Source organism: Chloroflexota bacterium (assembly GCA_020161265.1).
In the GTDB taxonomy this organism is placed as follows: domain Bacteria; phylum Chloroflexota; class Chloroflexia; order Chloroflexales; family Herpetosiphonaceae; genus Herpetosiphon.
Window position 1 is genome coordinate 189299 of the sequence record JAIUOC010000007.1, and the last position, 14003, is coordinate 203301.

Consider the following 14003-nt stretch of genomic DNA (forward strand, 5'->3'; position numbering starts at 1 on the left):
TGATCCACGAAGTGCACGAAGGCCACAAAGGGCGAAACCGCGAAGAACGCGAAGGACGCGAAGGCTGTGTTCCACCCTGCATGCTTGCTTCCCCCTCGCTCTATGTTCTATGCTCTATGCTCTATGTTCTATGCTCTATGTTCTATGTTCTATGCTCTATGCTCTATGCTCTATGCTCTATGCTCTATGCCAAAGGCAACAACACATACAAGCCCAACACATCGGGCGGTAAATGCGGCTCGACGCTAACTTTGCCTGCCATGCGCGTAGCCGTGCGCACCCGCGAGTGCGATTCAGCCAAGCGTTCGGCGCGAGCATGAGCCAAACTGGTGAGATCGGCAGCGAGCTGCGGCAATAGATCAAGCGCCGCATGCAATTGGTGTTCGCGATCAGCGTGGGCAATATTAGCATCAGGCAAGGCATTGGTTAATAGATCAAGGGCCGTTGCTGGCTCAAGGCTACGAAAACCACCTGGCTCGCGCACAAACCCCGCCACCACCAACTCCTCGGCCAACAGCGGCTCATTGCGTTTGGTCGCAATCAGCATCCGCACCCGCAACAAGGCCAAAAAGGTGCGCCGTTCGACCGCTTTTGTACGCAACACCCCTGATCGCGCCGCCGGAACGGGCAAACCATCCTCGGGAGTCAAGGCAGTTTCCAAGGCATAATCAGCCAAAGCCATTGTCAGCGGATGATTACGCCCAACCAATAGCACGCCCTCAGCAGCAACCCCTGTGAACGTGATCAGTAGCTCAGTCGCCTTATTGCGCAACAACGGCTCGACCCGTTCGCGCACAGGCAGCGGCAATTGAATAATCGGCACGCGCCAATGGTCGGGAGCATGCGCACCCAGCGCCACCAATGGCGCACCAATTCGCTCGCAACTAGCACGCACAAATGAGCGCACCGTATCAGCATCGCCCAGCACCGCATCACTTTCCTCAAGCTCACGCGCCACCTCTTGGGGCTGAATCCGATGTTGGGCAAAACGAGTGCGGCTCTGCTCAGCTTGGTGTTCAGCTTGTGCCCACTGCAACTCGACCTCGGCCAAGGTTTGTTCAGCCGCCGCAAAGGTCGCCGGATCGATTGCCTCAAACATGGTCAACTGAGTTGCTGGCGGCTTAAACAAGGTTGCAATCAGCGCATCGACAACCGTTTCATTACTGACTGGCAAGGGCACGCTAATGCCAAGCGTGCGATGGATGGTGACCGCTTTGCGCAACAACACCCGCATCACCGCCTCGTCGATAGGGTTATCCTCGCCGCGCACCAAAGCCATACGCACAACTGGCGCTGGCTGACCATAGCGATCAACCCGCCCCTCCCGTTGCTCCAAGCGATTGGGATTCCAGGGCAAATCGTAGTGAATCACTGCATTGAAAGCCTCTTGCAAATTGATGCCCTCGCTCAAACAATCGGTTGCCACCAACAGGCGGCGGGGGCTAGCGCTCAATTCAGCAATTAAACTTTCGCGTTCTTCCTCGCTATGATCGCCAGTTACCGCCAAAATGCGCGTATCGTTGCCAGGCTTCAGGGCACGAGTCAACTCCTCGGCCACATACCTAGCTGTTGCGATATAGCGACAATAAATAATTGGCTGAAAATCATCCTTCAGCAAACGCGCCACGACTGGCACAATACTTTGCAACTTGGGGTCGTTTGCGCCGCGCAATTGTCGCGCCTTTTCAGCAAATTTTTGTAAGCGGGCGGCCTCGCTAGCAGTGCTGCCTTCCTCGATCACATGGGTCGGCTCAACATCATCATCAGCAGCGGGTGTGCTGCGGTCGTGAATCGCACTACTAAACAACTCATCATCAAACGTTAAACTCAGATCATCAGCTTGGGTCGTTGGATCTTTACGAGCGCGAGTCATCAAGGCTTTTTCAGCAGCGGCGGGGCTGCTCATTACACAGCGCAACAAGGCCAGCGCCGCCCAATAGCGCACCCGTGTGCGAGCCGCAACCCGTGGTGCATTAGCCTCGCGCAAGCTTTCGTGCACCAACTCGCGGGCAAACTCAAACACCTCATTAAACAAACTACGATAAGCCGATGATTGAGCGAGGCGATAGGTAATATCACGATTGCCAGTGGCATCACGCAGCATATGTTCACGCTTTGGAAACGGCGTTTCTTCATCCAACCAACGCACAACATCGCCACGGCGGCGCTGCACAAAATGTTGAGCCAGCAGATCGCGCTGCTTGGAGCTGAGGTTGGTCATCGAATAGGTTTCAAATTCAGGGCGCAGCAAACCCAACAACGACACAAAGGCATCCTCAATTCCACTGTGAGGCGTGGCCGACAACAACAACAAATGCCGTTCCTGATCGTCGGCTACCGCCCGAATCAGATCATAGCGTTGTTGTTGACCGGAGCCAGGGCCGCTTGGCCGCGCCGCCGTATGCACCTCATCAACAATCACCAATTCGGGGCAAGCTCGCAAAAAGTTCGCCCGATGCCGATCATGTTTAACGTAATCAATGCTAGCAACCGTAAAAGGATAATACTCGAAGACACTAATATCGCTGTTGGGCAGCGTGCGATCAAGGGCGGCGGCAGTGCTCGAACGCACGACGGTTGCCTCGATACCAAATTTCTGCTCCAACTCACGGCTCCACTGGTCGCAGAGATGCGGCGGGCACAGCACCGTAAAGCGCTTAATTTCACCGCGATCGAGCAATTCGCGCACAATCAGGGCCGCCTCAACCGTTTTACCAACCCCAACATCATCGGCAATCAGCAAGCGCACTGGGTCGAGGCGCAGCGCCATCAACAACGGCACAAGCTGGTATGGCCGTGGGCGTGCACCCAAGCGGCCCAACGAACGAAACGGCCCAGCCCCATTGCGCAAACTCAGGCGGGCGGCGTTACGCAACAACTGCCCAGCCACAAAATCGCCAGCCATGGCCGGATCAGGTGGCGGAAACTGGGCGGTTGTAACCGTATCGCCCTCGATTGGCAGATAAATTCCACAGCTTTCGCCATCAATCCCACCAAGTGGTCGCAGCTGCAAAATATCAGGATGGGTTGATGGTTGCACGACCCACTCACGATTCCGACAGCGAACAATCGAGCCAACCCGAAACTGCGCCATTCAATTCACCTCAAGGTTTTAAGCCCCTCACCCCCAACCCCGCTCCCACTGCGGCGGGCGAGGCGTGCTTTTGGTTTAGTAGTTCCCCCTCGCTCGTCTGCGGGCGAGGGGGCGAGGGAGTGAGGGCATGACCATCGACCGCAAATCCCACCCAATCATTGTTAAAAACCTATCCTTGTAAAGCAGGAGCTAGGGGGTGAGGGCATCTCAGCCCAGTATACCAAAAAATTTCACCGAACCGCATGCTAATGGTATACTGAGGCCCAGCAACCTAGAGGCAACCTACAACCTCGCGAGCACCAAAGGAGTTGACATCATGGCCCGAGTCGATGATCGTCCGCTGTTCTACGCCGCCGCTCAGAGCTTTGTTGATCGAGCACTGCGGGCTGACGATTCGCTATTTACGCCTGGCGTTGCTGTTTGGACTGCGGCCAACCTTGACGATCTCTACCAACGCTTCGTCGGCCAACCCGACGAATCAGCTGATAGCTTCATGATCAAATTCCAACGCCAACTGCATGAAGCGCAACCAACCATCATTCAGCTTGCTGCCGAACTCCAGTTTGTCTACTATCTGATTTCACGCAAAATCACCGGACGCGCCAAGCGCGACCAGATTAATACCATCCTCAAATGGTCACCCGAGCCAGTCAGCATTCCCCATGAGCTTGACGGAGCGCTTGATCAAGGCATCGCCAACACCGGCACAGCCTATCAGACCTACAAATTTTACCAACTAAGCTTTATCATCGAATTTATGCAACACTGGAAAGGGCTATCGCAGGCAGCTCGTACAACAGCATTGGCTGATCCATGGGAATTTAAGCAGATTTTATTCTCACTGCCAATCAAAACCGCCTATGCTGCCCGCGAAATGCTGCTGCATTTGGTACACCCCGATAGCTTTGAATCGATCGTGTCGCGTGATCATAAAGCTAATTATGCTCGCCAATATGCCCATCATAAACAAACCACCAGCAACGATATTGATCGCCAGTTGTGGGAGATTCGCCGCGCCTTGACCCCACAGTATGGGGCAAACTTCAGCTTCTATGCCATTCAACATGATGAAACTCAGCGGCCTGATTTCCCTGTGCCCCTGCCATTGGGGCCAAAACTACGCCCCTATATTCAGCTGGTAGCCATGCTCTCCACCAACAGTTACAGTGCCGAGCAAATCGTTGATGTGCTCGGGCAGGCCAACCCACCCTTAGTACAACTCACGGCCCGCCCCAATGCCGATGATCTGCTTGATGTATTGCAACTGTTACGTTTAGTTGAGCAACTGCCCGACGACCGCTATCGGCGCTGGCCGCACCTCAATGATCTGCATGAGGAAACCATGCTGCGCTATAGTGCGCTAACCCTCGTGCTGCCCGATAGCGAAGCCAACGACGATTATTGGCTACCAATTACGGCGATGCCCTTCGATGGGGTGGCCCGCCCTGCCGAAGCATGGCCTGGCCCGGCCTTGTTGCGTGATTGGTATCGCGAGGCTGGCTTGATTGAGCAGGGCGAGCATAGTTGGCTGCGCAGTCGCCCCGCTGCCTTACAACCCATAGCCAACCCAACCACCCCAACTGCCCATGCGATCAATAGCTTTCTTGAGCATATCGAACGCGTGCAACGCAGCCAACGCAGCACCATGGATAGCGCCTTGCAAGATCAACCGCTGCCGCAACTGACCACCGCCGTGCTCAACGAGCGCATCGCCGAACTGCAACGCGAACTGTTGGTCAACCGCATCACCCTACTGCGAATCTACCGCGCCCTGATCGCTGGCCAACATGTGATTTTGAGTGGCCCGCCAGGCACTGGCAAAACCCACTTAGCCCAACGCTTGCCCGAGATCTTCTGGCGCGATACTGATGCCAGTATCAGCTTGCGGATGCCAACCTCGCCTGCCTTACCACCGACCGAGCCACCAATTGAAGAGCGCCATACCCGCCATGGCTATGCCGTTCAAATTGAAACTGCCACCGAAACCTGGAGCAGCCGCGATATTATTGGCGGCATCGTGCCCCAGCTTCAGCGCAGTGCTGGCGGCAAAACCTTGGTATATGGAGTGCGCCATGGCTGCCTCACCAGCGCAGTGCTTTCGAACTATGCGGGCTACGATGGCGAAAACGTGCCCAACCCCGAAACCCTGCAACGCACTGAGGTGATGGTTAAACAGCAACGCTACCGTGGTCGCTGGCTGGTCATTGATGAATTTACCCGAGCGCATATTGATGCCGCTTTTGGCAGCTTGCTCACGACCCTTGGCGGCCAACGCAACGCCCCACTCAGCATCCCAACCGACGATGGCGTTGCAGTGCAAGTGCCTTTGCCACGCGATTTCCGCATCATCGGCACGCTCAACTCGTTTGATCGTCACTTTCTCAACCAAATGAGCGAAGCCATGAAACGGCGTTTTGTCTTTATTGATCTGTTGCCACCAAGCAGCGACGATGCCGATGAAGAGCAAGGCATCGCGGCCTATCGTGCCCTTTTACGCCTGAGCGACCAAAAACTCGATACCATCGCCAGCAACGATGCAGCCGGACGAGCCACGTGGCGCGGTGTGCTCAATGTTAATCGCGAGATCAATCGTGATGGTGACGGCTCACGGGTCAACTATCGGCTAGAGGTCGAAAATCAGGATGCCAAAGATGTATTGGATAGTTTCTGGCGCATCTTCAGCGCAATTCGGGTCTATCGCCAGCTTGGCACTGCCCAGGCCGAGGCAGTGTATGCCGCAACCTTTGCTGGTCATGCTATCGGCTTAAGTTGGCACGATGCGCTCGATTATGCGCTTGCCGATACCTTGGCCGACCAATTGCAAGTGCTCAATCGCGATGAGCAACGGGCCTTGTTGGCCTATCTGGCCTATGCTCACAATCCCAAAGAATTTAGTGAGCAGCTCAAAACGATCATCAAGAGCCTGCCGTTACCGCGCCAAGCCAGCCATTTAACCCAACTCCAAGCAGCTAGCCCCAAGCATGCTAGTGGCTCGATCAATACAGCCAACATTGATGAGCTAATGATGACGCACATTAGCCAAATTTTTGATCTCGGCACCGAACTACTGCTCGATCAAACCAGTCAATTTGCCCAACGCTTGCGCACGTTCAGCAGCGAACGAGGCCTGTGATGGTATATAGCCCAACACCAATTGAGCAAAGCACCTTCGCCAACATGCAAGCCCGCCTGATCGAGCTATTGCTACGCCACAACCAAGCCAATTTTCAGCAGTTTGTTGCAGCATTCGCAGGCTTTGCGATTGAAGATGACCCAACGCTGACCCGCTATCGCGATTTGGCCACCATGTTTCATCTACGCGATGAGCTGTTTGAGCATATTCTGCCGCGCATCGTGCGCCGCCTTAGTTTCGCCGCGCCGCGCAGTTTGGTGATTGAAGAACCACCAGCCCGCGGCCAGATCGACTGGGATCGCACGCTAGCAGCAACCTGGGATGAACGGCCAGGCGAGCCGCCGTTGGCCATGGTCACTCGCCAACAACGCCGCGATTTTGCAATTCCCGAGAATTTGCTGACTGTTGTGGCCCTGTTGGAATATCATCAATTGGGCGAAGCGCTGCTTTGGGATGAAAATCTCGCAGTTGGGGCGGCGGCCTTGCGTCACCCACTAACCGAGATTGTAGAACGCTGCGAGCGTGAGTTGGCATTTCCACAATTTGCCAGCTTGCGCAGCCAAGCCACCCAGATTATCGCTGGGCTGCATAGCGAGTATCCCGATGGCTCAAATTTGGTGCTACACGTCAGCAATAATTTAATTCCTGGCAGCAACAGCGCCTACCAAGATCTGATCGAGTGGTATCAGCGGCTGCATAACCTCCAGTTGCTGCGGCGACTCCCAACCAGCCCCGATCAAGAGCTATTGGGCAGCAACCCCGATCGCGACAATTATCTCTATCAGCTCTGGATTTTCTACGAACTAGCCGATTTATTAACTGAACAGCAAAAACTTGAGCTGATTGTTTACCCAAAAGTGAAGGCCAGCGTGCGACTCCAATTTCGCTGGGGTTCGGGTGACGACGAGGTGCGCTACGAATTGCGCCACGATCAAGCTGTGCCTAATCCAAGCGCCAACTGGACCACCAGTGCAGCTCGCGACCAAGTGCCGAAGGTGCGGCCCGACTTTTATCTGACCCGTATCAATCCCCCCATGCTCAAAATAGTCCATGAGGGGCAACAATTTTGGCGCGAGCCAGGCATCATCTGGGATGCCAAATACTACCGACCATTTGATCTTGATCAGCCGCACAAAGTTCCAGCTGAGCCGATCAAGCGCATGATTGCCGATATGGCGCTGTTGGGTGAGGAGCATGGCACCCTATTGTTTGCTTTTTTACGGCCCAATGCGAATGATCACAGCGAGCAAGCTGCCAACAGCGGCCCATCAACCGCAAACTATATGATTAATCCAGCACCAGGCTTAGCCCACAATGTGATGCCAAACCAAGCGGTGCATTTACACCAACTTCAGCCGCAAAGCAGCAATCAATTAACCAACATCCAGCAAACTCTGATCGAGCTGCTAGAAACTGCCCACAAGCAGCTGAGCCAACCGCGCCAGATCGCCTGTCATGGGATGTTTCTCGATACCCTCAGCACCACCGATCGCTTGCCGTTGCTGGCAAGGTATGGCATTGCTGGCAACGAGCTTGATGAAGTTGTGCTCTGCCCCAAACCCCATATTGGTGAGTGGCGCATTGATCTAGTGCATCGTGGGCGGCAATGTTGTGAAGATCCCCATGTTTGTCAGATTATCGGCTGGCCCAATCGCCGCAAGCCAATTCGCCCCTTGCGCACCGCTGCCGATCTGCTCAACGAACTCAAACATATTCTCGCCACCACCGATGAACTCGATGAGCAAACCCTGGCTCGCATCGTGAAAGAGGTCGAATCGCTGACTCGTCAGTTTGCCAGCATCAACAACATCCAATGGGAATACTACTTCAATCGAGTGCGTGATCTAGGGATGCGCCAAACCTTTGATCGGCTTGATACCTATGCCAAAGAGTCGTTGGCGCTCGCGATCTTCCTGACCGATCAGCTTGATAGCATCAATGCGCCCGATTTTTCGGCTCCGGCGATTCACATTGGCAGCGTGATGGAGCGTATGCTCAAAGAACGAGTTTTCACAGGGGTCAGGCTGCTAGGCGATTTGGCCAGACCACATAACCAGACTATGGGCAAACTGACCTTTTTAGAATACAAACCATGGGCCGATCAAGCCAATTGGGACTTGATTATGAAGCATGTGAAGCGCCATTGGCAGCCTGAAGTAACATTTAACGAAATGGACTATAGCTTCAATTTCATTAAATTTATTCAGTTGCTCAATCGGGTTAAAGATGCTCGCAACAATGCCGCCCACGTGGAACCTGTTTCGCGGACTGCCTATGGTGCGATGCAAGACCTCGTTTGCCAAATGAGTCCGCTTGGGCGTGGGTTGCTTGATGTGTTGTTACTTGCGTGGCAAGGATAGTGTTCCCTCACCCCGCCCCCTCTCCCACGGCAGTGGGCCAATGATCATTCCCCCCCGCTCGCCTGCGGGAGAGGGGGCTAGGGATGAGGGCATGGTTTCGATATAAACTTCCACAAGGCAGCACTAGCATTTAGAGGGCAAGATATGGATATTTTTCAGCTTCGCAACCAGATTATTGATCAATACAGTCAATATACCCAAGGGTTTCTTAGCATCCTTGATCCCGATATTCAGCAGTTTGTAACCAGCAAAATTCAGGGTGGTTCGCTCTGGCCCGATGCCTTAATTCAATTGTCGCCGGCCTACCAACAAGGGGGCACAGTTGAGGAGTTGGTTAACGCTCAGAAACTTCATCCATTATGTCAATATATTTTTCAAAAGCGTGATCGCCAGCAACAACTGCGTTCACTCAAGTTATACAGCCACCAAATCACCGCTTTAGGCTTGGCGCAAGAAAAACGCCATTATGTCGTGACAACTGGCACTGGCTCGGGCAAAAGTCTCACCTACATCCTGCCTATTTTCGATCATGTGCTTAAACATCAACCAGAACAAGGCAAAGTTCGGGCAATTATCGTCTACCCAATGAATGCCTTGATCAACTCGCAAATGGCAGCAATTAAGGAATTTTTAGGCCATCTAGGCGATGCTTGTCCAATTCGGGTCGAAAGCTATACCGGGCAAGATAAAGAAGCAACCAAACGAGCAATTCAAGCCAACCCACCGCATATTTTGCTCACCAATTATGTCATGCTCGAATTGATGCTCACCCGGCCCGACGAAGCGCCATTTGTTGATCAGCAGACGGCAAATTTACAATTTCTAGTGCTCGATGAGCTGCATACCTACCGAGGCCGTCAAGGTGGCGATGTCGCGCTGTTGGTGCGTCGTTTACGCGAACGCAGCGGCAATCCAGAATTGATTTGTATCGGAACCAGCGCAACCATGGCCAGCAGCACCGTCGCTGATGATCGCAAAAGCGCAGTTGCGGCAATTGCTAGCACCATTTTTGGCGTTAACATTCCTGCTTCGCAGATTATCGAAGAGCAATTGATTAAATCGGTGATATTTTTCGGCCAACCCTCGGCGAGCCAACTCCGCGAAACGTTGCTCCAGCCAATTCCGGCCACAATGGAATGGGATACCTTCAAATATCATCCGTTAGCCGCGTGGATCGAACAAACCTTTGGTATCACCACCGATCAGACCAATACCCTGAGCCGCGCCAAACCCAAAACCCTTGCCCAAGGCGCACAAGCGCTTGCTGACGAGACCGGAGTTGATCAGGCACACTGTTTACACCAGCTTCAGGCAATGTTGCAACTTGGTAGCACCGTTGAAGATGCGCTCAATGGTCGGCAGGCCTTTACCTTTAAACTGCATCAGTTCATCTCGCAGGGCGGCACGATCTATGCAACCCTAGCCCATCCGCCTGAGCGCAAACTCACCTCAGAAGGCCAACATACCATTGGCGACCGTGATAACCCACAGCTGTTATTTCCACTGGTCTTTTGTCGTAACTGTGGTCAACACTATTATCAATGCAATTACGATGCCCATTGGCAAACGCTCCTACCACGTCAGCCCTTTGCCCAAAGCCACGAGCAGAGCACCAGCATGCCTGGCTATGCCTTGCTCGGCGAAGATATTTGGAGCGACGACGCAATTGAGATGTTGCCAGATAGCTGGTTTAACAAAAGCACCAATGGCCGTGGAACAGTCAAAAAAGATTTTAAGCAGTTTATCCCCCAACGACTTACGGTTCGGACGAATGGCAGCCTTGGCAACGAGCATGATCCAACGGCATGGTTTATTCCAAGCCCGTTTCTGAGTTGTTTAAACTGCGGCACGCTCTATACCAAACGTGAGAGCGATTTTAGTAAATTAGCGCGGCTCAGCAGCGAAGGCCGTTCCACCGCCACGACGGTCCTCGCCTTGGCCACAGTCCAGCAGCTACGCCAGGCCTTGCCCGAGCAGCCTGCGGCCCAAAAAATGCTCAGTTTTACCGATAACCGCCAAGATGCATCACTCCAAGCGGGCCATTTCAATGATTTTGTGGGTGTGGCCCAACTGCGGGCAGCGATTTATAGCGCGGTTCGCCAACAGCTTGCTGGTCGCGCCCTCGACTACACCACGATTGCCCAAGCGGTGTTTGAGGCGCTTAATTTGCCTCAAACAGCCTATGCCAAAGAAGAAACTACACTGCCAAATAAGCGGGCAAAAATCGACGATGCCTTGATTCGCTTGATTGAATATCGGATCTACGAAGATTTACGCCGAAGTTGGCGTGTAACCCAGCCCAACCTCGAACAAGTTGGCTTGCTACAGATTGATTACGATGGGCTTGGCGATTTGGCCCAGCAAACCGACCTCTGGGCCAAACACGAGCTACTTGCCGCAACCCCCTCCCACCAACGGGAACAAATTCTGCGGACAATCCTTAATTATATGCGTAATGGCTTAGCGATCAATGCTCCATGTTTGCAAGAGCAGGAGCAAAAACGCATGGCCACCAGCATCGAAAACCTGCTCCAAGAATCGTGGCAGATGAATGAACACGAATTCACCTCAGCCAAACGCTTTATTGTGCCAACTTCCGACGGTAGAGGTTCGGGCGGCGGCCAGAGCTTAGGCGCTAGCTCAGCTTTAGGTCGATTTTTACGGGCGGAACAAACCTGGCCAAGCCTCACCAAAACCCTCAGCGAAAAGGAATATTGGCCGCTGCTCGAAGCGCTAGTCGAAGCCTTAGTTGGCAATATCTTGACCGATGTTGGCACGGGAGCCTCGCGCGAGCTGCAAATTAGCCGCGATGCCTTGCTCTGGCGAGCGGGCGATGGCACACCTCCGCCGCCCAATCTCGCTCGTTCGCGGATGCTCAAGGGCTTTACCCCAGCACCACGGCCAATCAATCGCTTTTTCCAAAATCTGTATCAGCATATGGCCCACAATCTGCAAGCCATGGAAAGCCGCGAACATACCGGGCAAGTTGCTCAAGCAAAACGCCAAGACCGCGAGCAACGCTTTAGTGCTGGCACCTTGCCTGTCTTGTTTTGCTCGCCAACGATGGAGTTAGGCATCGATATTGGGGATTTGAATGTGGTGCATATGCGCAATGTGCCCCCAACTCCCGCCAATTATGCCCAACGCTCAGGCCGCGCCGGACGCTCAGGGCAACCAGCGCTGATCGAAACCTACTGCTCGGTTGGCAGCGGTCACGACCAATACTTCTTTGATCGTCAGCCAGCGATGGTGGCCGGGGTAGTTGCCCCACCACAGATCGATTTGGTCAACGAAGATTTGCTGCGGGCACACATTCATGCAGTCTGGTTGAGTAAAACTGGCCTTGGTATGCAACATTCAATGTTGGATCTGGTTGATACTAGCCAAGTTGGGTATCCACTTTGGCCAGCGATTCAAGCCCAAATTCATCTTTCGCCGCCCCAACAAGCTCAATGCATTGAGGCATGCCAGCGCATTATCGATCAGTGCCAGATTGATCTGGCAACCTTGCAAAGCTTTGGCCCACAGTATGTCGAGCGCACCTTGGCTGAAGCTCCGACACAGTTCGATGCAGCCTGTGAGCGCTGGCGCGAGCTATATCGGGCTGCCGACGAGCAAGTGCGCGAAGCCCGCAACCTCATGGATCGTGGGCATCAACGCTCAGGTCGTAGCCCAGAGGCCGATCAAGCCCGTCGCCGTCACGGTGAGGCCTTACGGCAAAAAGATATCTTATGCAATCAATCGCGCAGTGAATCAGGCAGCGACGCAGATTTTTATCCCTATCGCTATTTTGCTAGTGAAGGATTTTTGCCAGGCTACAACTTTCCACGGCTCCCAGTTCGCGCCTTCCTCTGCGATCATACCGGCGATGGCGAGTATTTATCGCGGCCACGGTTTCTGGCCCTAACCGAGTTTGGCCCACGCAATATTATTTATCATGAGGGCAAACAATATCGGATCATTCGCTCAGCGCTCCCAGCCACCAATGCCCAGCAGCGTTTTATCCAAGCCAAAGTTTGCCTTATCTGTGGCTATTTCCACAACGATTCAGCTGTTCAGCTCGATGTATGTTCAAACTGTGGCGCACGATTCGATGAAAAAACCAGCGAATTACTGCCCGATCTGTTGCCGATGAGCACGGTAACCGCCCAGTCGATCCAACGCATTACCAGCGAGGAAGAGGAACGAATGCGCTTCGGATTTACGATCTCAGCTCATTACCAGTTTTCGCGCGATCACGTAGGACTTCGCCGGATCGCGGCCCGCACCAAGACAACCGCACTTAGCCTTGACTATGGCCATGCCGCAACCCTTTGGCGGGTTAACCATGGCTGGCGACGGGCCAAAATCAAAGGCTTCAGGATCGATTTGCAGTCGGGGCTGTGGGCCAAAAATCCCGAAGAAGATAGCACCACGTTTGACCCAATCAATGAGACTCGGCAGAATGTGCGGTTAGTCGTTAATGATACTCGTAATATGTTGTTGGTACAGCCAACACCCGAGCTAGCCGACAATTCCGAAGCACTATTTAGCCTTCAAGCGGCCTTGGTACGGGGCATTCTTGCAATATTCCAGCTAGAAGCACAGGAGTTAGAAGCGCAAGTGCTGGGTTATCAAGCCGATCGTCGAATGTTGTTATGGGAAGCATCCGAAGGTGGCGCTGGTGTGCTACGCCAGCTCGTGGAAGATCCACAGGCCTTGGCCCGAGTTGCCCGAGCAGCCCTAGAAATTTGCCATTTTGACCCCAACACTGGGGCAGAACAAATAGATCAGGCGGGTGAATGTGTCCGAGCGTGCTACCACTGCCTGCTCTCCTATAGCAACCAGCCAGAGCATGCCTATCTAAACCGCCATGCAATTCGTGATATGCTGCTGCAATTGACCCATGATCAGGTTGAGCACGAAGGAGGTTTGGATGAAACAAGCCTTGAGCACTTATTAGCCCAAACGCAATCTCGATTCGTGCGCGAAGTATTGGAATGGCTTGAGCAAAACGGCCAGCGCTTACCTGATGCCATTGAACCTGAGCTGCAAGGTGGTCGTCCGCATTTATTTTACGCGGCCAGCGCTGATAGCCCAAGCACCTGCGTGCTATGTACCGAGGCAGGCGAATCGCTTGATGGCTTGCGTTGGGATTTAGAAGAGCTTGGTGGGTATAAGGTGATTACCCTGCATCGCAACCAAGCTTGGCAACAGCAGATTATCGGCCAACAACCATTTATCAAAGCCTAGGCGCATCCTCTTATCCCAAATAGTTGTGGCGCAACGTGGCCATGATCAAGGACTTTCACCCGATCATGGCCACTGGATGCTAGCCGTCATCACCCATTACCACCTTCAACCAATACCCTATACTGTGATCACGATCGTGCGGATGAACATATGGGTTCTCCTTATTACTAAGCAACGTTTTCGC

General features: G+C 53.5%; 4 protein-coding genes. 3 read left to right on the plus strand and 1 reads right to left on the minus strand.

Going from position 1 to position 14003, the window contains the following annotated elements; all coding sequences use genetic code 11:
- Positions 1 to 184: 184 nt before the first annotated feature.
- Positions 185 to 3094 carry a DEAD/DEAH box helicase gene (locus LCH85_16880; protein ID MCA0353669.1) on the minus strand — a complete coding sequence of 970 codons (2910 nt, stop codon included), beginning with the start codon at positions 3092 to 3094 and terminating at the stop codon, positions 185 to 187.
- 316 nt (positions 3095 to 3410) lie between these two features.
- On the opposite strand from LCH85_16880, the gene LCH85_16885 reads away from it, so the two are divergent.
- From LCH85_16885 to LCH85_16895, 3 genes are all read left to right on the plus strand, one after another.
- The gene (locus tag LCH85_16885) at positions 3411 to 6227 is read left to right on the plus strand and encodes an AAA family ATPase (protein MCA0353670.1); all 2817 of its coding nucleotides are present in this window, start codon (positions 3411 to 3413) and stop codon (positions 6225 to 6227) included.
- A complete protein-coding gene (locus tag LCH85_16890; GenBank protein MCA0353671.1) occupies positions 6227 to 8587 on the plus strand; it encodes a hypothetical protein in 2361 nt (786 codons plus the stop codon). Before LCH85_16885 ends, LCH85_16890 begins: the two co-directional genes overlap by 1 nt.
- Before the next feature lie 144 nt (positions 8588 to 8731).
- Positions 8732 to 13819 (plus strand): DEAD/DEAH box helicase, encoded by a 5088-nt coding sequence (locus LCH85_16895; protein ID MCA0353672.1) that lies wholly within the window; start codon positions 8732 to 8734, stop codon positions 13817 to 13819.
- Positions 13820 to 14003: the final 184 nt, after the last annotated feature.

What these genes read in the sequence shown, in the direction of transcription:
- LCH85_16890 (MCA0353671.1), top strand. Translation starts at nt 6,227, where the DNA reads ATGGTATATAGCCCAACACCAATTGAGCAAAGCACCTTCGCCAACATG.
- LCH85_16885 (MCA0353670.1), top strand. Translation starts at nt 3,411, where the DNA reads ATGGCCCGAGTCGATGATCGTCCGCTGTTCTACGCCGCCGCTCAGAGC.
- LCH85_16895 (MCA0353672.1), top strand. Translation starts at nt 8,732, where the DNA reads ATGGATATTTTTCAGCTTCGCAACCAGATTATTGATCAATACAGTCAA.
- LCH85_16880 (MCA0353669.1), bottom strand. Translation starts at nt 3,094, where the DNA reads ATGGCGCAGTTTCGGGTTGGCTCGATTGTTCGCTGTCGGAATCGTGAG.